The sequence below is a fragment of the Streptomyces shenzhenensis genome (genome assembly GCF_003688995.1).
GTDB classification, from domain to species: domain Bacteria; phylum Actinomycetota; class Actinomycetes; order Streptomycetales; family Streptomycetaceae; genus Streptomyces; species Streptomyces shenzhenensis_A.
This window is the reverse complement of record NZ_PENI01000043.1, coordinates 1-23,171: the sequence shown is the minus strand read 5'-3', so window position 1 is coordinate 23,171 and position 23,171 is coordinate 1. Positions and strand designations below refer to the sequence as shown.

23 protein-coding genes and 1 pseudogene are annotated in these 23,171 nt (G+C 69.9%); 15 read left to right on the top strand and 9 right to left on the bottom strand.

Going from position 1 to position 23,171, the window contains the following annotated elements:
• Positions 1–453 precede the first annotated feature (453 nt).
• Positions 454–2,634, top strand: coding sequence for a SpoIIE family protein phosphatase (locus CTZ28_RS40645; RefSeq protein WP_183154838.1), 2,181 nt, complete (start codon positions 454–456; stop codon positions 2,632–2,634).
• 33 nt (positions 2,635–2,667) lie between these two features.
• On the opposite strand, the gene CTZ28_RS40640 is transcribed toward CTZ28_RS40645, so the two are convergent.
• Positions 2,668–3,852 (bottom strand): beta-ketoacyl-[acyl-carrier-protein] synthase family protein, encoded by a 1,185-nt coding sequence (locus tag CTZ28_RS40640; protein ID WP_121894790.1) that lies wholly within the window; start codon positions 3,850–3,852, stop codon positions 2,668–2,670.
• 436 nt (positions 3,853–4,288) lie between these two features.
• Between CTZ28_RS40640 and CTZ28_RS40635 the strand changes: the two genes are divergently transcribed.
• Entirely contained in the window at positions 4,289–5,068 is a 780-nt protein-coding gene (locus CTZ28_RS40635) for a calcium-binding protein (RefSeq protein ID WP_121894789.1), read from the top strand.
• A 101-nt stretch (positions 5,069–5,169) separates the two neighbouring features.
• On the opposite strand, the gene CTZ28_RS40630 is transcribed toward CTZ28_RS40635, so the two are convergent.
• Entirely contained in the window at positions 5,170–5,433 is a 264-nt protein-coding gene (locus CTZ28_RS40630; RefSeq protein ID WP_121894788.1) for a hypothetical protein, read from the bottom strand.
• Between the two features lie 45 nt (positions 5,434–5,478).
• Complete coding sequence (locus CTZ28_RS40625) at positions 5,479–5,664, bottom strand: GNAT family acetyltransferase (protein WP_121894787.1); 186 nt, start codon at positions 5,662–5,664, stop codon at positions 5,479–5,481.
• A 428-nt stretch (positions 5,665–6,092) separates the two neighbouring features.
• Between CTZ28_RS40625 and CTZ28_RS40620 the strand changes: the two genes are divergently transcribed.
• Positions 6,093–6,971 carry a universal stress protein gene (locus tag CTZ28_RS40620; protein ID WP_121894786.1) on the top strand — a complete coding sequence of 293 codons (879 nt, stop codon included), beginning with the start codon at positions 6,093–6,095 and terminating at the stop codon, positions 6,969–6,971.
• 84 nt (positions 6,972–7,055) lie between these two features.
• On the opposite strand, the gene CTZ28_RS40615 is transcribed toward CTZ28_RS40620, so the two are convergent.
• Positions 7,056–8,171 carry a saccharopine dehydrogenase NADP-binding domain-containing protein gene (locus CTZ28_RS40615; RefSeq protein WP_121894785.1) on the bottom strand — a complete coding sequence of 372 codons (1,116 nt, stop codon included), beginning with the start codon at positions 8,169–8,171 and terminating at the stop codon, positions 7,056–7,058.
• Positions 8,172–8,295: 124 nt separating this feature from the next.
• Here CTZ28_RS40615 and CTZ28_RS40610 point away from each other — a divergent pair, with 124 nt between their 5' ends.
• The 3 genes and pseudogenes from CTZ28_RS40610 to CTZ28_RS50060 all read left to right on the top strand — a co-directional run.
• Positions 8,296–8,862 (top strand): TetR/AcrR family transcriptional regulator, encoded by a 567-nt coding sequence (locus CTZ28_RS40610; protein ID WP_121894784.1) that lies wholly within the window; start codon positions 8,296–8,298, stop codon positions 8,860–8,862.
• 91 nt (positions 8,863–8,953) lie between these two features.
• Positions 8,954–9,463: a DinB family protein gene (locus CTZ28_RS40605; RefSeq protein ID WP_121894835.1), complete on the top strand. Its 510-nt coding sequence runs from the start codon at positions 8,954–8,956 to the stop codon at positions 9,461–9,463.
• Positions 9,464–9,527: 64 nt separating this feature from the next.
• A pseudogene (locus CTZ28_RS50060) lies at positions 9,528–10,058 on the top strand (hypothetical protein); the annotation flags it as partial.
• Between the two features lie 336 nt (positions 10,059–10,394).
• Here CTZ28_RS50060 and CTZ28_RS40595 read toward each other — a convergent pair.
• Entirely contained in the window at positions 10,395–10,835 is a 441-nt protein-coding gene (locus CTZ28_RS40595) for a MarR family winged helix-turn-helix transcriptional regulator (protein ID WP_121894783.1), read from the bottom strand.
• 293 nt (positions 10,836–11,128) lie between these two features.
• On the opposite strand from CTZ28_RS40595, the gene CTZ28_RS40590 reads away from it, so the two are divergent.
• Both CTZ28_RS40590 and CTZ28_RS40585 read left to right on the top strand, forming a co-directional pair.
• The gene (locus CTZ28_RS40590; RefSeq protein ID WP_121894782.1) at positions 11,129–11,785 is read left to right on the top strand and encodes an NAD(P)-dependent oxidoreductase; all 657 of its coding nucleotides are present in this window, start codon (positions 11,129–11,131) and stop codon (positions 11,783–11,785) included.
• A 7-nt stretch (positions 11,786–11,792) separates the two neighbouring features.
• Positions 11,793–12,602, top strand: a complete 810-nt coding sequence (locus CTZ28_RS40585) for an SDR family NAD(P)-dependent oxidoreductase (RefSeq protein ID WP_121894781.1) — start codon at positions 11,793–11,795, stop codon at positions 12,600–12,602.
• A 411-nt stretch (positions 12,603–13,013) separates the two neighbouring features.
• On the opposite strand, the gene CTZ28_RS40580 is transcribed toward CTZ28_RS40585, so the two are convergent.
• Positions 13,014–13,907 (bottom strand): alpha/beta hydrolase, encoded by an 894-nt coding sequence (locus tag CTZ28_RS40580; protein WP_259472048.1) that lies wholly within the window; start codon positions 13,905–13,907, stop codon positions 13,014–13,016.
• Positions 13,908–14,247: 340 nt separating this feature from the next.
• On the opposite strand from CTZ28_RS40580, the gene CTZ28_RS40575 reads away from it, so the two are divergent.
• The 3 genes from CTZ28_RS40575 (at position 14,248) to CTZ28_RS40560 (ending at position 17,631) form a co-directional block, all read left to right on the top strand.
• Entirely contained in the window at positions 14,248–15,315 is a 1,068-nt protein-coding gene (locus CTZ28_RS40575) for an alpha/beta hydrolase (protein ID WP_220795538.1), read from the top strand.
• Positions 15,316–15,383: 68 nt separating this feature from the next.
• Positions 15,384–16,034, top strand: a complete 651-nt coding sequence (locus tag CTZ28_RS40570) for a DJ-1/PfpI family protein (protein WP_121894779.1) — start codon at positions 15,384–15,386, stop codon at positions 16,032–16,034.
• A gap of 181 nt (positions 16,035–16,215) precedes the next feature.
• Entirely contained in the window at positions 16,216–17,631 is a 1,416-nt protein-coding gene (locus CTZ28_RS40560) for a DHA2 family efflux MFS transporter permease subunit (protein ID WP_121894833.1), read from the top strand.
• Positions 17,632–17,709: 78 nt separating this feature from the next.
• On the opposite strand, the gene CTZ28_RS40555 is transcribed toward CTZ28_RS40560, so the two are convergent.
• Complete coding sequence (locus CTZ28_RS40555) at positions 17,710–18,096, bottom strand: hypothetical protein (protein WP_121894777.1); 387 nt, start codon at positions 18,094–18,096, stop codon at positions 17,710–17,712.
• Positions 18,097–18,195: 99 nt separating this feature from the next.
• Here CTZ28_RS40555 and CTZ28_RS40550 point away from each other — a divergent pair, with 99 nt between their 5' ends.
• The 3 genes from CTZ28_RS40550 (at position 18,196) to CTZ28_RS40540 (ending at position 20,667) form a co-directional block, all read left to right on the top strand.
• Complete coding sequence (locus tag CTZ28_RS40550; protein ID WP_121894776.1) at positions 18,196–18,531, top strand: PadR family transcriptional regulator; 336 nt, start codon at positions 18,196–18,198, stop codon at positions 18,529–18,531.
• Between the two features lie 308 nt (positions 18,532–18,839).
• The gene (locus CTZ28_RS40545) at positions 18,840–19,415 is read left to right on the top strand and encodes a hypothetical protein (RefSeq protein ID WP_147481270.1); all 576 of its coding nucleotides are present in this window, start codon (positions 18,840–18,842) and stop codon (positions 19,413–19,415) included.
• Between the two features lie 265 nt (positions 19,416–19,680).
• Positions 19,681–20,667: a DUF4184 family protein gene (locus CTZ28_RS40540; RefSeq protein ID WP_220795537.1), complete on the top strand. Its 987-nt coding sequence runs from the start codon at positions 19,681–19,683 to the stop codon at positions 20,665–20,667.
• A 17-nt stretch (positions 20,668–20,684) separates the two neighbouring features.
• Here the strand turns inward: CTZ28_RS40540 and CTZ28_RS47480 are convergent, their stop codons facing one another.
• Both CTZ28_RS47480 and CTZ28_RS40530 read right to left on the bottom strand, forming a co-directional pair.
• Positions 20,685–21,557, bottom strand: coding sequence for a site-specific recombinase (locus CTZ28_RS47480; protein ID WP_259472043.1), 873 nt, complete (start codon positions 21,555–21,557; stop codon positions 20,685–20,687).
• A gap of 203 nt (positions 21,558–21,760) precedes the next feature.
• Positions 21,761–22,021 (bottom strand): hypothetical protein, encoded by a 261-nt coding sequence (locus CTZ28_RS40530; RefSeq protein WP_121894774.1) that lies wholly within the window; start codon positions 22,019–22,021, stop codon positions 21,761–21,763.
• Here CTZ28_RS40530 and CTZ28_RS40525 point away from each other — a divergent pair.
• On the top strand, positions 22,020–23,048 hold the full coding sequence (locus CTZ28_RS40525; RefSeq protein ID WP_121894773.1) for a threonine ammonia-lyase: 1,029 nt from the start codon (positions 22,020–22,022) through the stop codon (positions 23,046–23,048). The two genes, CTZ28_RS40530 and CTZ28_RS40525, sit on opposite strands and share 2 nt — an antisense overlap.
• Positions 23,049–23,171 lie beyond the last annotated feature (123 nt).

Below are 23,171 nucleotides of genomic sequence, written 5' to 3'. Positions count from 1 at the left end.
ACACGTCGGCGAGCAGACCGGTGACCGTGTCCGCCGATCCGGTCGCCGACAGCAGGACTTCGGCGGCTTCGGCGCGTACCCCCCGGGGCCCGGACAGCACACGCAGGCACCCGTGCAGCACCCGGAACCGGCACGGGGCGAGCCCGGAGGCCAGGCAGGCAGTGCCCGCCCAGGCAACCCGTTCGGCTCCTCGCCGACGGCACGGTACACAGCAGCAGCTTCACTGCAGACGACACACGCGCTCAACGGCGGCAACTCCCGTACCCGGCGGTGACGGAATCCACCCCCGAGACCGCGTTCACGCAGGTGGGGACCCGATCGGCAGCATCTCGCAAGGTTGCCGCCGTTACCGGCCGCTTGTCTTCCTTTACTCACCTTTGCCCCTTTGGTGAGCCGTGAATTTGTGTTACTCATGAGGTGTGCGTGCCGGAGTCAGCGAGCCGGGGGAGCTGCATGGACCCCACACCCTCCTCGTCCTCCGCCTCGCCGTTCGACATGGTCAGCGGCGCCCTGGCGGATTACATCCCGAGAGCCGGAACACCGACGGCGGAAGACCCTGCCGCTCCACCGGGCGAGCACCACGCCCGTCGGCCTTCAGGTGCCGGCCAGGAGAGCGGAGGCCGGGAACAGATCCTCGGGGCGGTCAGCCTCGACCGGGATCTGAGGATCACCAGCTGCAATCTGGACGCTGCTCCTTTCGCGGGGGTGAGTGTCGCACCGGGGGCCGTTTTCGCCGATCTGCTGCCACCCGGGGACGTACCGACGGTGACACAGCGGTTGCAGCGGGTCCTTGAGACACAAGAGGCACACGTCGCCCGGGTCCAGCGTCTGCGGCGGGCCGACGGGACGGAGCTGGTGGTCTCGATGAGCATCCTGCCGGCCGCACCACCGCGGGAAGGTCTGACAGTTTCCCTGATCGCCATGGCCAAGCGACTGCACCTGTACGCTTCCGCGACCGCGATCGGAACGTCGTTGGACATCGGGGAGACCGCGTTGTCCCTGGCCCAGTCCCTGCTGGCATGGGGGGACGTGGCCGCCGTCGACCTCGATTACGCCGTATGGACGGGCGAGGCGGTCACCGAGCAGGCGCAGGAGCGGATCCGGCTGAGACGGGCGGCCCTGGTGCCGGACCGGGCCTGGCCCGAGGGGTACCTGACCCCCGGGGACAACCTTCCCCGCGAAGCGAGCCGTCTGCTGGCCGGTGCGGTCATGCGCGACGACATCCCGCAGGCCATCGTCATTCCCGACCGTGCGGCGGTCGAGCGGACACTGCTCAACGATCCGCAGCTGGTGCGCGCCCTGGTGCCCGGCAAACGGCCGGTGAGTGTCGCCTGCATACCGCTGGTCGTGGACGGACCGGAAGGCACGCCGGGGCCCATCGTGCTGGGCATGACGCAGGTCTGGCGGCGGCCGGAGCGCCCCTTCCTCGATGGCGAGCTGCTCGACCTGCAAGAACTCGTGGCCAAGACCGCCCGTCACGTGGACCTGGCCCGCCAGCATCAGCGTGAGCACGCCCAGGTCCTGGCACTGCAGCGCCGACTGCTGCCGCGGGCCGGCAGCGACACCATCGAGGTCGCCAGCGTCTACGAGCCCACCACCCCCGACAGTGCGGGCGTAGGCGGTGACTGGGTGAACAGCTTTCCGCTACCGGGTGACCGCACCGCCCTGGTGGTCGGTGACGTTGTCGGGCACGGTCTGGGGGCCGCGGCGGCCATGGGCCAGCTGAGCATGGAGGCCCGCGCGCTGCTGTCGGCGGGGCTGGGCCCCGGGGAGGTGCTGGAGCGTCTGGACGAGACAGTCACGCTCCTGGACGATACGGACACGGGTCTGGCGGCCGGATACAGCGCGCTGGGCTCGACGTGCTGCATCGCGGTCTACGATCCGGTCGACCACCGGGTGGTGATGTCCAATGCCGGCCATCTGCCCCCCGTCCTCGTCCATCCCGACGGGTCCGCCGAGACCGTCACGGCGCCACCACACCCGGGGCTGGGAGCCGAGTTCGCTGTGCGGGAGCCGTTCGACGAGCACGAGTTCGCCGCGCCGCCCGGCTCCCTTCTCGTCCTCTACACCGACGGCCTGGTGGAGGATCCGGCGGCCTCGATCGACGACGGCATCCGCCGGCTGACGGACGTGGTGCGCGAGGTGCATCCCTGGGACGATCTGCAGCAGGCCGCATGCCGCGTGGTCGCCGGTCTGGCCCCGCAGGGGCGCCTGCGCGACGACATAACCCTGCTCCTCGCCCGTATGGCCGGCCGCCGCAGCCGGGACACCGCCACCTGGCAGCTGCCCGCCCGCGACGACACCGCCGCTCGCGCCCGCGTCCTGGCCTCCCCCCTCCTGCGGCGATGGCACACCAGCGACCAGGCCCGGGACAGTGCGCTGCTGGTGCTCAGCGAACTGGTCACCAACGCCGTGCGGTTCGGCACCGGACCGGTCACGGTACGGCTGGTGAAGGCCGGGAGCCGTCTGTCGTGCGAGGTCGGCGACACCGGCAACGGCCGGCCGCGCCTGCGCCGCGGTGAGCCGCTCGACGACGGTGGGCGGGGTCTGCACGTCGTCCATAAGCTCACCACACGTTGGGGGGTGCGGTGGACCAACACCGGCAAAGCCGTCTGGGCGGAACTGGAGGCATAACTCCCGTGCCGCGATGAGAGGGGCGAGCTTCGGCTACAGCCACTCCCCCTCCACGGCCGTGGCGGTCAACCCAGGCGCAGCCGCGTACAGCACCGTGCGGCTGCCGGTCTTCTGGCCGGCATCGTGCGCGCGCCGCAGTATGTCGAGTACGGCGGCACCGCCGCGGTTACCTGTGGTGTAGCTGTCCCGGCTGTAGGCCAAGAGCCCCGTCGGCCATCCGTCGGGCATCGTCTGCTCCATGTACTCCAGCACCCGCGTTCCACCGGGATGTGCGAGCAGCAGATCGGGATGCCACGCCTGCCCGTCGTCCTGGTGGCGCGCCCGCAGCCACTTCCACATCGCGGCAACCGTCTCCTGCACTGCACGCGGCCCACGGCGGTCCATCACGAAATGTGTGCCGTCGGCCCGAGTCTCCAGCCGGTGCAGGTCCGCGGTGCCGGGCAGAGTGTGGTGCCAGGCCGCGTCCAGCCGCAGGACCGATTCCGTTCTGGGGCGGCCTGTGACCACCACGGCGACGGCGGTATCCGCGAACAGCAGCCGGACGATGAGCGATTCCAGCGTGTCGTCGGCGGGCTGGTAGGTGGTGCTCAGCGCCTCGGATATCACGACCAGCACCACCCGGTCGGGGTCCACGGCGACCAGATCGGCCGCCAGCGCCAGCGATCGGGTGCCGGCGATGCAGGCCCACTGGGTGGCCGGCAGCAGCAGCACGTCGCTACGCAGCGGAAGGCGGTTGAGCAGAGCCAGGTCCAGCCCCGGCAGGGCAGGGGTGGTGGAGTGACTGGTCACCAGGCAGTCGACATCGGCGGCATCAAGTCCGGCGGCCCCAAGGGCCCGACGGGCTGCCCTCTCTCCGTACGTCTGGACGGCCGCCCAGGCAGGCGCGGTTCGCTCCTGGATGGTCTGCGGCGCCGGTATCGCCTCCAGTTCGGCGATCACGCGGTCCACCTCCTGGCCGGTGAACCCGCTGCGGGCCAGTGCCTCACGGGCCGGGCCGGCGGCGGGAGTTCGCAGGCCGCTCCCGCTGCTGGGCGCCGCGGCTGTCTCCAGCGGCAGCATCCACCCGCGGGAGGCGATTCCCGTACTCGCGGCGATGCCGTCGATCCGCGGCAGCCACGGCGCCTGCGGATGCCGGCTTCGCACCTCCGCCAGGATCTGGCCGGTCTCTACGACATGTTCGCCATGCACCACGGCCGGAGGGCACAGGTAGGCGCCCACAGTACGCACCTTTCTCCGAAAACCCATGAATGACGTGAAGTGTCCGAAACCTGCCCGATTGGGTAGGTCAGGGCCAAGACGCCTTCATCGCACTCTACTTCGCGTTCGACCCCCCTCGCGCAGTATCACGAAAGAACGGTGCCATGGGAGTTGAGTCCGAAGGTGATGCGGCAGGAGGGCCCGCTGATCGGCCTCGGGGCGCGCGGCTGGGCCCGCTCCCGGGCCGTCAGGGCATCGGATACGCGTGAACGGGCAGTGCCGCCAACGGGATTGGACGGTGACGATGTCCGCGTCCTGCAACGGCCGGTCGACGAGCCGTCAGCGGTCGTGGGCAGACTCTCGCCGGGATACGAAAAGCCACTCCACAGTGGTCACGACGCTACCGTCACCCGCCGGGGGGATTTTCGGCGGGACCGCACCTGATGTGGGGGTAATCATGCGTATCCGCTCCGCCGCGGCCGCTGTTGTCGGCGCCCTGGCCCTGTCCGCTCTCGCCCTGCCGACCGTACAGGCCGCTCCGGCCGACGACGTACAAGGCGACACCCGGATATCCGACGTGATCGTCAACAACGGCAAGTCCATCGTGGTGGGCTCTTCGGGCAGGACATCCGTGACGGTCAAGTTCACGGCCTCCGACCCGAACGGCATCAGTGACGCCGGCGGGATCCTCTACCACGGCACGGACGTGAACCACAACGACTGGGGTGTCACACTCCCCAGTTGCGGCCAGCACCTCGTGACCAACTACACCTGCACCTTCACGCTGAAGAGCAACTCCGACCGGCCCTTCGACGTGACCAAGAACGCGCAGGCGGGCACCTGGAAAATGTGGGCCTACGCGCTCGGCGCCGACGGCGACTACAGGTTCACCGACCCCGCGAAGACCTTCAAGGTGCTGCGCGCCACCAGGCTGACCGCCGACGCAAGCCCGGAGCCGGTGAAGAAGGGCAGGACCATCACGGTCACCGGCACCCTGACCCGGGCGAACTGGGAAAGCCACAAGAACATCGGCTACGGCAGCCAGCCCGTCACCCTACAGTTCCGCAAGGCCGGAACCACCAAGTACGTGCACGTCAAGAACACGAGGTCCAGCAGCTCGGGCTCCCTCAAGACCACCGTCACCGCCTCCACCGACGGCTACTACCGCTTCGCCTACGCAGGCTCCTCGACCGCCGGCGCGACCAACGCGCCCGGCGACTACATCGACGTCCGCTAGACACCGCACCCACGGACACACAGCGCCGGACCACCCCCGGGGGTGGTCCGGCGCCCGGCAGCCCACCCCATGCACTTCTCGTTCTTCAATCTCGCGTTTCATCAAGGCACTTCGGCATGGGCGGCCATGCACCGTGCGCGGCCGACGATGGCGGCGATGGCGCTGAGGCAGAGACCGCGCGGACCGAACCACGCCGGACAGACCCGGACGTACGGACGCGGCGCGGCGGCGTCCAGGTAGCGGGCGCTCCGCAGGACCACGGCGTTCAGGACCAGGCCAAGGGCGGCGAGTCGGTCCTCCTGGCCTGCGCCGTCCGGCGGACCGCGCGCCGGGCCTCCTCCATGGGTGAACCGCTCATCGGCCACCTCCGACAACTCCCCCTCGGTCACCCCGGCGATAGGTGCCGCAGGTCAGGACCGCGACGCCTGCTGCGCGATCTTCAGCCCGATCCCGAGCGCGATCCGTACAGGAAGACCGGCCCCGCAGGCGTCAGCGACGGCCATGATCGCGGGCTCGGCGAGCGACAGCACTCGACGCAGGTCACGCTCGGTGACCGTGGGTACTCGGATACGGGGCAGTGTGATGGTGATCGTCATGGCGTACCTCTATCGGGACGGCACCCGAAGGCACGCGGCGGCGGACGAGCCCCGCGCTGCGCAGGCCTCTTGATGAGGCAGCCGTCAGACGGCCGTCTGCCCGCCGGTCGCCTCGGGTGCAACGGAATGGGAACAGGTGCAGGCGCTACTACTGCAGGGACTCATCCCGCTCACCTCCTCAGCGCTCGGCGGTCGACAGTTCCGGTAGAGCAGCGCGCTCAGACGGATCGGGCCCGGTTACAGAAGCCCTCTACGTAAGGTTACGCGCGCCCGGCCAGCCTCCGCGCTGTGCGAGATGAGCTTCCAGCTCCGCCGCCCTGTCCGCTGCGGCGGGGCCGTTCCTCCGATGCGTTGCCCGGCACGGTGGCGGAGGATGGACGCGAGCCGGACAGGCGGCCGCACAGCCGACCCGGCGAGGGAGGCACGGCATGGAGAAACCAGTCGTAGCGGGAGTCGACGGCTCACCGTCCAGCCTGGACGCGGTCGCGACGGCGGCACACGAAGCGGCAGTGCGCGGGACGGGCCTGCGGCTGATCCATGCCTTCGGGTGGCCGTCGATCCCTCCACCGCCTGGCGGGCCGCCGTGGAGCCCTGCCGCAGCAGGGGTGCGCGAGCAGGTGGACAGCACACTGGCCGAGGCCGAACAACGGGCACGCGAGGCCGCCCCACGCGTGGACATCGCACGCGAGGTCACCGTCGGCGAGCCACTGATGGTGCTGGAGATCGAGTCACGCACCGCCTCGCTCGTCGTGGTGGGCAGCCGCGGGCTGGGCGCGTTCGGCAGCCTGCTGCTCGGTTCCACCGCCGTACATCTGGCTGCTCACGCCCATTGCCCCGTACTGGTCGTAAGAGGCAGGCCGAACCCCACCGGTCCCGTGCTGCTCGCGGTGGACGGCTCCCCGGCAGGCGAACGCGCTGTCGAGTTCGCCTTCGCCGAAGCGTCGATGCGCGGTGCGGGCCTGCTGGCCCTCTACGTATGGAACACATGGAACGAACGGGCCGACGAAGGGCCGGCCGAGCCGGTGAACCTGGTAGCCGGCATCGAACGACTCCGCGAAGAGGAACAGCGGCTGCTGGACGAGACCCTGTCTCCGCACCTGACGCGCTATCCCCGGATCCCGGTGGAACGGCGTCTTGTGCGCTCCCGGATCCGCCCGGCCCTGATCGAGGCGAGCCGCGAAGCGCAGTTGGTCGTGACCGGAGCCCGTGGCCGGGGCGGATTCGCGGGACTGCTGCTCGGCTCGGTCAGCCAGGCCCTGCTGCATCACGCGCACTGCCCCGTCGCCGTGATCCGCGGCCAGGAGTGATCACCGCTTCGAGAGCAGGGACCACTGAGGTCGCGTGCACTCGCCGAGCCCCGGCAGCCGTGGGACGGCGGGCATCGGTGCTCCTCAGTCCAGCACGAAGGTGCCGCCCGCGGTCGTCGCCAGGCCGGGCCCGAGGGCGGCTGCCGGCGTCCAGGCCCCGGGCCTGCCGGTGCCGCGGGCCAGCAGTTCGGTGACGGCGACGGTGACGTCGGCCGTGAAGTCCATGCCGTCGCCGGCGCGGAGCCATCCCTCGTGCCGGGTGCCGTCCGCCCACTCGACGACGGCGTGCCCCCAGGAGTGCTCGCGCGGACCGGGTGCGGCCTTGACCCGTACCCGGCCGAGCCGGTCGACGGCGAGGCGTCGCAGCGCCGGAACGGACAGCAGGCGGCCCAGCAGCGGGAGCAGGGCACGTGTCAACGGAGCGGTCGGCGCGAGAGCCGAGGTGGCGGTGACGAACGGTGCCCCGCTCACCGCATGCGCCGCGATGAGTTCCCCGGACGCGACACCTGCCGACTTCGCCGACTCCCCGTCCGGGAAGGTGAGGTGCTGCGGGTCGGCGCCGAGGCGCGACATCACCAGCCGCCCGTTCTCGTACCGCCGCCCGCCGGCGGTGAGCACGTCCACGATGCTGGCCGCCAGGGCGGCACCGAGCACACCCGCCTCGACGGCCACCGAGGCCACGGAGTCGACCCGCACCCGGTGCGGCACGGGCCGCCCGTCGCACAGCCTCGCCACCACCGCCTCCGTCGCCAGCACACCGAATCCGGCGCCGGTGACCAGCGTGCTGCCCGCCCGCACCGCCTCGTCGTGCAGGGCGAGCAGCCCCTCCACGGCGACCACGTCGTTGGCCTGGTCGACGTAGTGGCCGCCGGGCATGCAGGCACGCGCGATCACCGGTGCCGTGGCGGCGAAGGCGCCCATCGTGTTCACCACCACCCGCGGGCGCTCCCGCACGATCTCGGCCGCGATCCGCTCGGCCGAGTCGGCGACGACGACCTTCGCGTCCCTGGGCAGACCGGCCTCGGCCCCGGCGGCGGCCATCCGCTCCCGGCTCCGCCCGACCGGCACGACCGTCAGCCCCCGCGCGGCCAGCCGCGCGGTCACCCCCCGGCCCACGCGGCCGGCCGCCCCGACTACCCATATCTCTCCATTCGTACTGCCCTCGCCTGTCGTCCCGCCGGTCCTACTGGTCTCGGTCATGCGAACGTCACCCTGCCTGTTCCGGGCCGCACCGGGGACGGACGCCCCCAGTGATGACACACTGTGTCGTGACTGCAGGCTAGCACTGACGACACAGCGGGACATCACCTGTTACAGTCACCCCATGGCAAGGTGGGACCCGGGCGCCGAGCAGCGCCTGAAACAGGCGGCTCTGGAGCTGTACCTGGAACACGGCTACGACAACGTGACAGTGACCCACATCGCCGAACGCGCCGGACTCACCCGGCGCTCCTACTTCCGCTACTTCCCCGACAAACGCGAAGTCCTCTTCGGCGGCTCCGAGCGCCTGCCCCCGGCACTGGCAGAAGCCATCCTGGCGGCAGACCCGGACACGGCCCCGCTCACCGCCGCGCTCGACGCACTGACGCGAGTCGGTGCCCAGCTCACCGAACACATGGACGGCGCGACACAGCGCCGGGCGGTGATCGACGCCAGCCCCGAGCTGCAGGAACGCGAACGGACCAAGACCGCCGCGATCACCGAGGCGATCCGCGACGCCCTGAAGCAACGCCAGGTGAACACCGATACGGCCGAACTGGTCGCACAGCTCGCCACGGTGGCCTCCACCAACGCCTTCCGGCGCTGGATCGAGGCCGAAGGGCGTGCGAGTTTCGACAGTTGCCTGAACGCGGTGACCAACGAACTACGAGCCACCCTCACCGAAACCTGAGCGGGGCGCCCGGCCGATCGCCTCAGGGTGAGACAGCCGACGGGAGGAGATACTGGCCCTGAAATGCAGGCACGGATGAGGGGTGCAGCCCGTGACCATCGACAATCGCATAGGACCGCCCAGTTTCGGAAGCGAACGTGACATGCTGCGGGCTTTCCTCGACTACCACCGCGCGACCCTTGCCATGAAGTGCGAAGGGCTTACCGACGAGGAGCTGCGGCAGGAGTCGATGCCGCCGTCCACGCTCTCGTTGCTCGGCCTGGTCCGGCACATGGCGGAGGTGGAGCGTGCTTGGTTCCGTCGGGTGTTCGAGGACAACGACGCGCCTATGGCCTGGTCCGACAAGATCGACTTCCAGGCCGCGTACGACGCGAGCGCGTCGACCAGGGACGAGGCCTTCGGGGTCTGGGAGGCCGAGGTGGAGAACTCGCGCCGCATCGAGCGGGAGGCCGAGTCCCTGGACCGGGCCGGGTATCAGCCGAGATGGGGCGAGGAAGTATCGCTGCGGATGGTCATGGTGCACGTGCTCCTGGAGTACGGCCGCCACAACGGGCATGCGGACTTTCTGCGCGAGGGTGTCGACGGGACCGTGGGCGCCTGAGGCCGCAGGCGTCACCGGTCGCTAAGCGCTGGACTGTTCCAGGGACTCGCCCACGCGCCTGGAAGTGCTGGGTTTCACCTCCGTGGCCAAGCAGCTTCGCTACGCCTGCTCTCACCTGCGGCACCTCTTCCCCTACCTGCCGAAGTAGCCCGGCTACAACAAGCACCTGCGCAAGGCGGCCGAGTTGCTGCGGCGAAACCCTGCTGGACCTGCTCGCCGCCGGACCGAGCCTGGCCGCCGCCCGGCCTGGACATACGTTGATCGGCGACAAGGACTACTTCGGCCGCGACTTCGAGCACCAGTTGGCCGAGCGGGACATCCGGCTGCTGCGGCTGGCCCGAAAGGGCGAGCCGGAACGGCCCGGTGCCTTGCTGTTCAAGCCGTTGCGGCAGGCGATCGAGTCAGTCAACGAGACCTTCAAGGAGCAGCTCAACCTCGAACAGCATCAAGGCCCTAACCAGGCTGCGTGATCGCCCGTGTCATGCAGCGCACTCTCGCGCTGGCCGCTGTGATCCGACACAACGACCACACCGGCCAGCCCATCCTTCGCTCGCTGACCGCCTATGACCACTCACCGCAGACCCCTTGGAATTGATCCTCTAGTCGAGACCTGGGGCGCCGGCTTCGGGCTGATGGTGGTGTGTGCCACCGACATCACCAGAGCGCCCCTCCTTCGGTTCAGGAACGCATCAGGCGTCCATGCAGGTCAGGTCAGGCACTCTGGGCAGCTGCCGATGCCGCCTTGCCTCCCTGCGTCCTGTACGCCTGCGACAACGGCAAGTTCGGCAGGGGTCGGCCCGGTGAGCGGGGCTGGTTCGTTTGGCTGACGCCGGCCGTCGGCCGTTATCGGCTGCGGCGCGGCCGCCCAGCAAGCGCGCGGCCAGGTCGCTCGCCCTCGCCAAAAGGACACGACAGGGGGCATTGCCCGAGTTCAGTCCCTCCCTGAAGAGCCTCCGGACAACGCGGACAGGAGAAGCCCTGTGAGGTCTTGGCGTCGTTGCTTTCCGAGTACGCGTTCCAGGGCGGCATCCACGTCGGCGTAGGCATCGCGCCCCGCCTGCAGGAGCTCCTGGCCCGTTGCCGTGACGTGGAGTTCTGCGGTGCGGCCTCGTCCGGGGTCGGTGCGGCGCTCGACGGCACCGCGCTCTTCCAGTTGCCGGACGGTGGCCTGGGCGCTCTGTGCGGTGATCCCCGCCCTGCGGCCCAGTTCGCTGTAGGACATGCCCGGCTCCCCCATCAGGTGACCGAGGGCCGAGAGATGGCGCAGCGTGTAACCGGTTGGTTTGAGTGCCCGTTCGACGTCATCGCGTGCTCGCCGCCCCAGGGCAGCGAGCAGGAAGGCGGTGCTGGTGGGCGGGGGCTGGGCGGTCACGACTCCTCGTTCCTCCTCGGAAAGTTTCAGTTTGACTTTAACTGGAGTTTCGGGCAGTCTCCAGTTCCAGCGAGCGCGGCGCAAGTCTGGGCCCCGAGTTTCAGGCCAGCTGAAACATGAGTGGAGTGGACCTTTCCGTGCTCCCTGCACCCCTTGGAGACCGTAACTGATGGTGGTTCCCGATGGGTCGATCATGCACATCACACTGTCGGGGCAACGCGCATCAGGACGGTCCCCGAGCGACAACACCCCAGGACGATCACCGCAGATGCCTGTGATCCGGATGAAGTGAGATGACGGAGATGAAGCTTCTCGTGGTCGGCGCCAACGGCGGCCTGGGCAGGCAGGTGGTCACCCACTCCCTGGAGCGCGGACACCAGGTGACCGCACTCGTACGACGGAGTGCGGGGCAGGCGGAGACACCGGGGCTGCGCATCGTGGAGGGCGCAGTAGGCGATGACCTGGCCGCCGTACGCCGCGCTGTCGACGGGCAGGACGCGATCATCAGCGCACTGGGCAATCCGCTCTGGCTCAAGGCACGTACAGGCTCAGCGGTGATGGCCCGGGCCACCGCAAATCTGATGGCCGCCATGCATCTGCATCAGGTACGGCGTATCGCCATGCCGCTGGCCTGGGGAAGCGGTGCCTCACGACAGCAGACCGCGTGGCCGCTCAAGGCGCTGACCCGGCTGCTCATCCGCCGCGACTACCAGGACTTCGACACCGCGGAGGCGATCCTTGCCGCCTCGGGGCTCGACTTCACCATCGCCTACTTCGGCTCGCTGACCGACCAGCCCGCCTCACCTGCCTGGTCGGCCCACCCCGGCATCAAAACCCCTTCGCCCCTGGCGATCAGCCGCGCCGACCTGGCCCAGTGCCTGCTGGACGCCGTCGAATCCCCCAGCCCCGCCGCCGACCGCCTCTCGGTCAGCGGCGCACGAAAAGGATGACGCTCCCATGAACCTCACGGGCAAGACCATTGTGCTGACGGGGGCGAGTTCGGGTCTGGGCGCCGAGGCAGCCCGTCTGCTCAGCGCCCAAGGTGCCACCCTGCACCTCGTGGGCCGCGACGAGAAACGTACAAGGGCCATCGGTGCGGAACTGGACGCGCCCACTTACACGGCCGACTTCACCAGCCTGTCCCAGACCCGCAGTCTGGCCGAGCAGTTGGCCCGCGCCGTGCCGAACATCGACGTACTGGCCCTCAACGCCGGAGGCGTCATGCCCCCGTGCCTCACCGACGACGGGATCGACGCCAGCTTCCAGGCCAACGCCCTGGCGCCGTGGCTGCTGATGACACAGCTGGCCGGGAACCTCAGTACCGGCCGCGTCCTTCTGACCAACTCCCGGTCCCACAACGGCGCCGTCCTTTCCCCGCACAACCTCGCCGCCGCCCTCGCGGGAGAGCCGCGTGTGTCGGGCCACCGCACCTACGCCCGGGCCAAGCTCGCCGCCGGAGTGCTGCTGCGCGAGTTCCACCGCCGTAACCCGGGCGTGGACGCCGGCGACTTCCACCCCGGCATCATGGCCACGGACTTCGGCCGGTACATGGGCCGCACCGGCAGCGTCCTGAAGACCGCCGCCCGCCCGTTCATCGGCAGCCCTCGCCAGGGCGCCGAACGGCTGGCCGAACTGGCCACCCGCCAACAGGCCCTTGCCGGTGCCTACTTCGTCCACACCCGCCGCGCCAAGGGTTCTGTCCAGCTCCACAGCCAGGAGCTCGGCACGGCCCTGTGGGAAGCCGCCAACCGCGCGACGGCTGCGTAGCAGCACACCGCAAGCAGCCGCCTGGCTCAATGCCTGTACCCGGAAGGCCCTGTCAAGCCGGTCCGGCGCCCGAGCCCGCGGCCGGCGCCGTGTCAGCCTTCGCGGGCAACCCCGCCCAAGGGCGCCCCGCTGCCCAGTGTGAAGACGTTCCGGGGCACGTTCCGCGACGGCCGGCGGCATGTGGTCTTCGGCGTTTGCCCCTCTTTCAGAGGGGGCGGATGCCCACATTGCGCAGACCTGAACAAAGGCTCTCCGGCCGGCCGTTGTCGTCGGCCGGAGAGCCTTTGCCTACGACGTCGGGCCCGCGCTGTCGCAACCTGGCCGGTGTTCAGCTGCCGCAGCGCGAGTGTGGCTCCGAAGAGGAACTCGGGCCGGACCGGACGCCCGGCGTGAAATGTCGGCGGCCTGCGCTCACAGGGCGCCCAGTGCCCGTACGCGATTGTCGAGCGCGCGACGGCTGACGGCTGCTGCGGGATCGAAGGTGTCGAAGGCATGGGGTACGGCGGGGTACTGGATGAGCTCGACCGGTACCCCAGCGCGGCTGAGCCGTTGTGCGTAGGCGATGTTCTCATCGCGGAAGAGGTCGAGCTGACCTGTTTCGATGTAAGCGGGCGGCAGCGCGGTCAGGTTGTCGGCGCGGGCCGGGGCGGCATAGGCAGGGGTATCGGGGCCGCCTGCCGCATCACCCAACAGGCAGCGCCAGCCGGTGAGGTTGTCCGCCGCGCTCCAGGTTGCCGTGTCGGCGAGGTCGGGCGGGGCGACGGTGGTCCGGTCGTCCAGCATGGGGTAGATCAGGATCTGGGCTGCCAGGTCGGGGCCCCGGCGGTCCCGGGAGAGAAGAGCCACGGCGGCTGCGAGGCCGCCACCGGCGCTGTCCCCCATGACCGCGATGCGAGCGGGGTCGATGCCGAGGTCGGCGGCGTTCGCCGCGGCCCAGCGCAGAGCGGCGTAGCAGTCCTCTACCGGGACAGGGTGCGGATGCTCGGGGGCGAGCCGATAGTCGACCGAGAGCAACGTGACGCCGGAGAGGTGTGTGTAGATGCGGCATTGTGTGTCATGGGTGTCAAGGCTGCCGAGGAACATCCCGCCACCGTGAAGGTAGACGGTCAGTGACGCCCCCTGGGCGTCCTGCCGCTGGTACAGGCGCAAGGGGATCGTGGCCCCGTCGCCGGCCGTGGCTGAGCAGGGTGTCACCGTGACGCCAGGAGGGGCCGTAAGTTCTCCGGCCTGAGCGGCTATTGCCGTGCCGAACACCTCCCGCCGGGTCTGCCAGTCACCGGGTGCCGGCGGAGGAGCAGCCTTCATCGCCGCAAAAACCGGGGACAGCGCGGCCGCGATTTCGGTGTCCATGGGTGTCGTCATCAGTTCCTCTTTCTGCCTGTCACTGCGTAAGGGCCGGGGCCGTCTCGGTCACGCCCGGCGCCGTCAGCCGGATGGCACCCTGTGCGCCTTGCGATGTCCCCCGGCCCGGCGGGCGAGCCCGTAGGAGATACCGGCACGTTCATCTCAAGGCCCGGCGTGCGGTGCAGCGCAGCCCACAGGGCTCCGCGTCGCGTCGGCACTGACTGGCGTGGCCCTCTCCACTGAGTTACAGTCTGCCTGAAACATTCTTTCAGTCAAGCTGTAACTTGATGGGAGGGGCCGCGTGGCCAGGGATATCCCCGTGCCGATCGGGGTGCGGGCACAGGAGGTGATGGTCGGACTGCTGGGCCGTCTGCCGGATCGAGTGCGGTCGGCGATGGCGGGACCGGAGGTCATCGTGGAGGGTGAAGCACTGGCCGTCGACGCCCGCTTGCTGATCCGCTCCCTCGCCGGCAAGGAGTCGGCTCTGGTGGTCGGGGACTCACCCGAGCTGTCCCGCGCAGCGCTCGAGCGCAATGCACCGATGCTCCGTGCCGGCCGGCGGCCGACGCAGGCGGTGACGGTGTCCGAGGTGAGCCTGAAGGGCGGACAGAACGCCCTGGGAGCAACCCTGTACGAACCCGCGTCCTGCCCCGGCACGTCGGGGGCGCTGGTGTTCTTCCACGGCGGAGGCTGGGTGATCGGCAGCCGCGCCGGATATGACCACGTGGGGCGCTTTCTCGCCGAACACTCAGGCCACCGAGTGCTGTCGGTGGACTACCGGCTCGCACCCGAGGACCCGTTCCCCGCTGGGGTGGACGACGCACTGGCAGCATTCGACGACACCGTCTCGCGGGCTGAGGAATTCCGCATCGACCCGAACAGGATCGTGGTCGGTGGGGACAGCGCGGGGGCCACGATCGCCGCGGCGGCCGCCCGTCGTGCCGCCGGGCGGAAGCACGGCCCCGTCCCGGCCGGGCAGTGGCTGCTGTATCCCGCCACGGACCTGGCCACTCGTCACCCGTCCCGGGACACATACGGCAAGGGATTCCTGCTGACCGACGACGACATCGTCTGGTTCCAGGACCACTACCTGCCCCCTGGAGTGGACCGCACGGATCCGCAGGTGTCCGTCATCTACGGCGAGATCGCCCCGGACACACCGCCGGCGCACCTCGTCACGGCGGGATTCGATCCGCTGCGTGATGAAGGTGAGTCCTACGCCGACAAACTTCGCTCCGCGGGTGTCCCGGTCACAGCCGTCCGCGAAGCGGACCTGCCGCACGGCTTCCTGCCATTCGTCCATCTCGGCCCCCGGTTCAACCAGGCCGTCACCGCAAGCGCTCACGCACTGCGCCGGATGCTGAGCTGACCCGTTTCCCCGCTACCTCCGGCCCTCTTTCACCGACCGCTCTTCCTGACCAGACAAGGACCTATGTCATGCACGTACAGATCGCGCTCTACGACGGTTTCGACCCCCTCGATGTCCTCGGACCCTTCGAGGTCTTCCACTCCGCAGGCGTGTTCTCCGGCGGAGGGGTGACCACCGAGTTCGTCAGCGCCGAAGGCGCACGGGACGTGCCCAGCGGATTCCCGTCGATCAAGCTCACCGCGACCTCCGCCGTGGACGTGAACAAGAAGAGCGTGATCGTCGTCCCTGGCGCCGCGGGAAGCCTCTCACTGGATCCCGCCGTCGTCGACGGCATCGGCTGGATTCTCAGTCAGGCGCGGTCCACGGAGTTGCCGGACCGGCTGGGCGAGGCGCTGGCCCGCCCGGACATGACCGTCGCCACCGTCTGCGGGGGTTCCATCCTCCTCGCCCACGCCGGCCTGGCGGACGGCCGTCCGCTGGTCACTCACGAACGGGGCCAGGACCTCGCCGGGACGAAGGCTGTCCCGGTAGAGGCCCGCATGGTCGACGACGGTAACCTGCTCAGCTGCGGCAACGTCACCTCCGGCCTCGACCTCGCGCTGTACCTGGTCGAACGCGAGGTCGGACCCCGCGTTGCCCACGCCGTCTCGGAACTCATCCGGCACGAACGGCGCGGCACGGTCTGGAGCACCACAGGCGCCCCGGTCTCCCTGGCGTGACGGGCGATTCCCCCATTTCCATGTACGTACCGTGCACGGGCTTCGGCCCAAGCGCACAGGTGACCGATACGCGCGGCCTGAACGCTGTTCAGGCCGCGCCGGGCAGCGCCGGGGACCTGGTACTCCGATGCGGCCATGCCGTCGACGGCCTCTTCGAGCGGGTGGCGCAGTGGTGAGCAACATGAGCGCGGCCACGACACCGCCCGCACGGCAGGAGGACCGAACCGGACTGCTCATCGGTGTGCTCGTGGTGGCAGCGTTCGTGATGTTCCTCAACGAGACAGTTTTCAGCGTCGCGTTGCCGACACTCACCCGAGACCTGCGGCTGACCACGGCAACCGTGCAGTGGGTGATCAGTGGGTATCTCGTGGCGATGGCGATCGTCCTGCCCGTCACCGGATACCTGCTTGACCGGTTCTCCGTGCGGCGTATCTTCATCGGTTCACTGACCGTCTTCAGCGTGGGAGCGCTGATCGGCGCGCTCGCCCCGGGATTCGGCCTGCTCCTGACCGCACGGATCGTGCAGGCGGGGGGAACCGCGACGATGGTGCCCCTCTTGATGACATCGGTGATGCGATACGTGCCCGCGCACCGCCGCGGCGCGACCATGGGCGCCACGTCGATCGTCGTCGCCGTCGCACCCGCTCTGGGCCCCGCGCTCGGTGGCGCGGTGATCGACAATCTCGGCTGGCGCTGGATCTTCTGGATCACGCTCCCGCTCGCGCTGGCCGCCCTCGCGGTGGGAATCGTCGTCGTGCGGGCGCCCTCCCCCCTGCGCGTCGTATCGCTGGATCTGCCCAGCCTCGTCCTGTCCGTGATCGGGTTCGGTGGGATCCTCTACGGCCTGTCCGCCCTGGGAGAACGACGCACAGCCATGCCGCTCGGCGTATGGGGGCCGATGACAGCCGGAGCCGGCGCGCTGCTGCTCTTCGTGGTGCGGCAACGGAGCCTGCAACGCGCCGATCGTGCCCTGCTCGACCTCCGCCCGCTGGCACTCCGTCGGTTCTCGGTGGCTCTGGTGCTTGCGGCGTTGATGTTCCTGACACTCATCGTGGCCGGTTCCGTGCTGCTCCCGCTCTACCTCCAGACAGTGCTGGGCCGCACCAGCTTCACCGCCGGGATGGCACTGCTGCCCGGCGGACTGATGCTCGGCGTCCTCGGCCGCCCCGCCGGAGCGCTCTACGACCGCGTCGGCGTTCGCTCCGTAGTGGTTCCCGGGGCGATCACGATCGCCACAGCCCTGGCCTTGTTCACAACCTTCGGCAACGGCACCGGTCTGGCCGCAGTCATCGGCGTCCACGTGCTGTTCATGACCGGGGTCGCCTTCCTCATGACGCCGCTGATCACCGAAGCGCTGTCAGCGCTGCCGGAGCACCTCCACAGCCATGGCAGCGCCATTCTCAACACCCTGCAACAAGTCGCAGCCGGATTCGGCACCGCCGCAGCTGTCACGATCGCCACCCTGGCCTCAGCCGGTGCTGCTCCGGACTCGACCGGACTGCGAGTCGCCTTCATCTGTACCGCCGGCGTCGGCCTGGTTCTGGCGGGGCTGGCGCCCCTCGCCCGAACACACAGGACGGAGAAGACAGAAACCTGAGTACGAGGGGTGCCGTTGACGAGCGGTGGACGTCGGCCCATTCGGGGTCGGCGAGCATGTCCTGGATCGTGAGGGTGTTCACGAAGACGAGCGCCGTTTGCAGGGCGATGATCCCCCGCTGCCGCTGGAACAGCCGCGCGGCCAGCAGCACGTGCCGTACGGGGGCGTCGAAGCGCCGCAGGTGACGTTACCCGGATGCGCCTTCATGTCGGCCAGCACCGACTCGACATCGTCCTCGTCCGCCGTGTCGTCGCCGTCCACGGCCGCGATGTCGCCCGGATCGGTGTCGTCGCCGGTCGGGTCGGTGAAGACCAGCACGTCCAGCCGCCGCGTGCAGTCCTTCGCCCGGATGATCGTGTTGACCTGGGCCGCGGTGGGCGGCTCGATCAGGTCCACGCGCATCTGCCGCAGCAGCTCGGCCCGCACCTGTTCCTCACGGCGCTCGTCGTGCCATATCACGTCCACCAGGTGCGAGACGAGCTTGACCAGGTCGGCAGGCCGGGCATCTGCGGGCGCCGCGGGTGCTGCCCGCCGAAGGTCCGTCGGGCGGAATACTCTGTCGGTATGAGCGAACGAGGAATGCAGGAACTGGCCCTGCTGCTGCTGACGGCGCTGGCGAATGCCCCTCGGCACGGGTATGCCATCGCCCAGGAGGTCAAGACCATCACCGACGGCCGAGTGGCGCCGCGTACCGGGGCGCTCTACGGGGCGCTGGACAGGCTGTTGGCGGAGGGTTTGATCCAGGTGGCGCGTGAGGAGGTGGTGGGCGGCCGGGCTCGTCGTGTCTTCGCTCTCGCTCCCGCCGGGCGGCAGAGGCTGGAGGCCGAGGCGGAGCGGCTGGCCGCGACCGCCCGGGAGGTCAGGCGGCGTCTGGCCGACGGTCCGGCGGCGCCGGCGTGAGCGATCCCCTCGTCCGTCTGTATCCGGCTGCATACCGGGCTGCTTACGGGCAGGAAATCATCGACGTGCACCGGGAGATGACGGCGGACATGCCGTGTCCGGCCCGGCTGCGTGCGGGCACCGACCTGGCCGCGCACGCCCTGCGGGTTCGGCTGGGGCTTGACTCGGCGTCGCCTGCGGGGCGTTTCTTCGCCCTGGCTGCCCCGTTCGCACTGGCGGCTGGTGCGGTGGCCGGCGGGCTGCATCTGACACGCTGGTACGCCGGGCTTGTTCTCTCGCCGGCCCCGCTATGGGTCCAACCCTCCGCCATGGATGGTTCGTGGAGCCTGTCCATACTGCTCTCGCTGCTGGTGTGCGTCGGCGCGGTCATCGCCTTGACCGGCCGGTGGGGGCCGGGTGTGGGGGTGGCCGGGTGCGGGCTGCTGGGAACGGCCGTGCAGTGGGCTGCCGGCGCACACGTGTCCGACGACGGGGCCATCGCTCCGGTCGTGGCGTTGCTGACCGTCGCCGTCGTCCTCGCCTGCCCTCCGGATCGACGCGGTGACAGGCGGCTGTCGGCGGCGGCCGGAGCCATGGCTGCCGCGGGGTGGTTTCCCGTCGTCGTCGTGAACACAGGGACCTATACAGGGGCCTTCGGTGTGACCACGGACTACGGCGCCTGGCCGATGCTGGTCCTCGCCTTCACGGGGGCCGTCCTCGCCCTCCGCGCGCGTTCCTCAGGTCTGCGTGAGATGGGTGCGATGGCCGTGGCCTCTCCGCCGCTGGTCGCCTACTCCTACGCGACTGCCTGGGGCGATCTCTGGCCCGTCCTCGGCACGGTTCTACTGCTGTCGGTCGTGGCCGCGCTCACGGCGTCCTTCCAGGCAGTGCGCCACCGACGCTGACCCCGCCTTCAGAAGCCGGCCGCCCGCCGACGGGCGGTCGGCTTTGCCGTGCCGCCCATGTGTCTTGCCTGACAGCTTCCACGCCGGCGGCACACCGCGCCCCGCGCACGTTGCAATAGTCCGTTGAGATGAATACTCTCGCCAGAGTTCTATCCGGGAGTGCTGTCTGGGCCAGCCGTGCGATCTCGGGTGCCCCCGGCGAAAGGGCGCCCGCAGCGCGACGTACACCCCGCCCGGTCCCTTCCGAGCAGAGAAGATCATCGAGTTGCCGTTCACCTTGTCCCACCCCGCAGCAGTGCTGCCGCTGATGCGTCGGCCCTTCGTTCCGGCGTCTCTGGTCGCGGGTGCCCTGGCACCTGACGCCCCGTACTTCCTGGCCGTCCTCGGTGTGTCCGAGACCGGTCCCCAGGACTGGTACGGGCCGCTCCTCAACGCTACGGAGACCCACTCGCTCGGTGTGGGCCTGGTGGTCAGTCTGCCCCTTGCCATCGGCCTGGTCGCCGCCTACCGGATGCTGCGCACGCCGATCACAGCACTGCTCCCATCCGGCCTTCGCCTTCCGGAACCCGAACGGACCACGGGACTGCCGGCCAAGGTCCGCCACACCATGTGGCTACTGGTCTCCGCCCTGATCGGTATCGCCTCCCACCTCGCGTGGGACTCCTTCACCCACGGCGACGGCTTCCTGGTCACCCACGTGCAGCCGCTGCGCGCCTCGCCCCTGGGAGGCTTGACGGTCGCCCGGCTGCTGCAGTACGCGAGCACCGCCTTCGGCCTGGCGGCCGTCGGCCGGCATCTCTGGCGGCGCCGCGACCGTCTGCGCACCCACGGCGGCGCCGACACCGTTGCCCGCCTGGGTCCCGTCATGCGGTGGAGCGTGGTGACTCTGCTGGTTGCGGCACCCGTGCTGGGCGGCGCCGTCAACACCCGTGATGACTTCAACGCCTACCGCTATGTCACCGAAGTGGATTACAGCCAACCGACTGCCGTCGACCTGGGCGACGGCACGAGCGAGACCACCTATCCCTCCACGATGGTCCAAGCCCCGTGGGGGACCCTCGCCGAAGGCGTGTTGAGCGGGGCCGCCAAGAGAGCGGGCGCTTCGTTCGCGGTCGCACTGCTGCTCTACTCCGCCACCTGGCAGATCGGCGCTTTCTCGCGCCGGCCAGCGACGGCGTCCGGCCCGCCCCCTCGCCGCAACCGACTCAGAACGGGAAGTGACGGCGCTCGGCAGACGGTTTCCGCGCCCTGACCGCCGAGGTGCCTGGTTCAGCCTCGGCGGCGGGCAGCGGGGTCGCGCTGCGCGACGTGCCGGGCGACCGCGTCGACGCCGGACCGGGCGTACCGCTCCAGGGAGCGGACGGAGGCGTGGCGGGAGCGTGCGAGCAGCGTCGGGGGGCGGTCCCGCCCTCGGGGTCGCTGGGGCAGGGCGCCGTGCCGGAGGCGGTGGAGTGTCCAGCCGTCAAGGTCCTCGATGTCGTCGGGTGAGGTGGGCGGGTTGGCCAGCAGCCGCGTGTTCTCCTCGGCCGTGCAACAGGAGAGCCGGGCCCGGCCGGTCTCAGGGCATATGTCGAGCGTCGGCGTTCCGGCAGGGGCCTTGCGAGCGGTGCGGAACATCGGGCCGCGGGTGCGGCGGGCGATGAGTCGGGGCAGGAGCTGGGCGGTGCCGGACTGCCAGTGGATCCGCTCGGTCGCCCCGCCCGTGGTGGTGATCCTGCCGCGTTTGTCCTGCGGGTACAGGTCTTCGACGTTCAGGCACATCACTTCTCCGGCCCGTACGGCGGACACATAGAGCATCTTCCAGAACGTCTTCTCCCGCAGCGAGACGTCCAGCCGCCACAGGGCAGCGATCTGGTTCTGCGCCAGCACCTTGGTGCGGTCCGGCGGCGCCGGGCGCCGCTCGATGCCGGTCGTCGGATCGCCATCGATCCAGCCCTGGCGCTGCCACCAGCCGATCGCCTTGCGGGCGATGGACAGCTCGCGGTTGACGGTGTCGGCATCCATCTCGTCCGCCCGTGCCGCCGCCGGCTCGGCCAGGACCTCGGGCAGCGCCGGGTCGTCGATTGCGGTGATGGAGAAGACGGTAGCTGCGCGCCCCGGCGGGCGGTTGCGGTCGGCGCCGGTTCGCCGGTGCGCATCCACCCCCACGTCGTGAGCGAGTTCCGGTGGATCCGCGCGGAGGACTTCACGATGCCCGCACCGGTGAGGTACCGCTCGACCTGCCGCGGTGTACGCGGCCGGAGGGGCGGGCAGGGGCACCACCCGGGCGCGCGGCAGCCGGAGCGTACCCCCGCCCCCGAGTGGCGATGATCACCCCAGGGGCTCCGCCGCAGTAGATCCGGCATTTACTGCGGCGACACCCTGGGCCTTAACGGGGAAGCCCGCGTGGGGTGTTCGCGGTGGAAGCGGACCCGTCCCGGGATGTCACAGGCGTGGGCGCGCAGCTGATAACCCGTCAACATTGCCGTGCCGACGCCCCGGTACTCCGACAGATGGTCGCCCACGGTGTCAGGCATCCGTAGGGCGGCCTCGTCGAACAGGGCCGTCACCGCGAGCCCCTGGAACCCTGCCTCCCACACGCCGAGTGCCGACTTAGGATGAGTCATGACCGTAACGCGTTTGTCTCCTGACGGCATCGACGAGGCCGCCCGTCTCATCGACCCCGCCTTCCTCCACACTCCCCAGTTCTCCGACCCCTCGCTCTCCCGCGCACTCGGCCGGGACACCGTGGTCAAGGTGGAGACACTCAACCCGCTCCGGTCCTTCAAGGGCCGCGGAGCGGACCTCTTTCTGCGGCAAGCGGCGGCCGCGCGGCATGTCGTCTGCGCCTCGGCCGGCAACTTCGGCCAGGCCATGGCGTATGTCGGGCGGACCCGCGGTATCCCGGTGACGGTGTTCGCCGCCCATGACGCCAACCCCAACAAGGTGGCGCGGATGCGGGAACTGGGCGCCGAAGTCGTGCTGTCGGGCGCCGACTTCGACGCCGCCAAGGACGCGGCCCGTGCGTACGCCGGCACCCGCCCGGAGTGCGTCTTCGTGGAGGACGGTGACGAGCCGCTCATCGCGGAGGGAGCCGGCACCATCGCCGTGGAACTGGCCCCGCTCGATCTCGACGCGATCGTCGTCCCGGTCGGCAACGGCGCACTCATCAGCGGCATCGGCTGCTGGACGAAGGCCCGCTCACCCCGTACCCGGATCATCGGGGTGTGCGCGGCGGGCGCCCCCGCCATGGCGACGAGCTGGCGCACCGGCGTGCCCGAGCCCACGGGACCGGTACACACCATGGCGGACGGCATCGCCGTACGGGTGCCGGTGCCCGCGGCGGTGGCCTGGATGCGCGAGGTCGTCGACGATGTCCTCCTCGTTGAGGAGGACGACATCCGGGAGGCGCTGCGGTTGGTACGGGACACCCTGGGCCTGATCCTGGAACCCTCGGGCGCCGTCGGCATCGCCGCCGCACTGCGCCACGACCTCGGTGCCGCTTCCCTCGCCACGATCCTCACCGGCGGCAACTTCTCCCCCGACCTGCTGCGAGAACTCGCCCCGGACCCGGCACGCACGGACCACACGGCTTCCCCAGCTGGGGCAGCCCACCAGCTCCCACCGAGCTCTACTTCTGCCGGGGCGCCCTAGGCGGTTTCGTTTGGATCAGCGGGCGGACCAGAGGAAGATGCCTGCCACGTGGAGTCCGGCCAGGTAGATGGTTGCGGTCTTCTCGTAGCGGGTGGCGATCCCGCGCCACTGTTTCAGGCGATT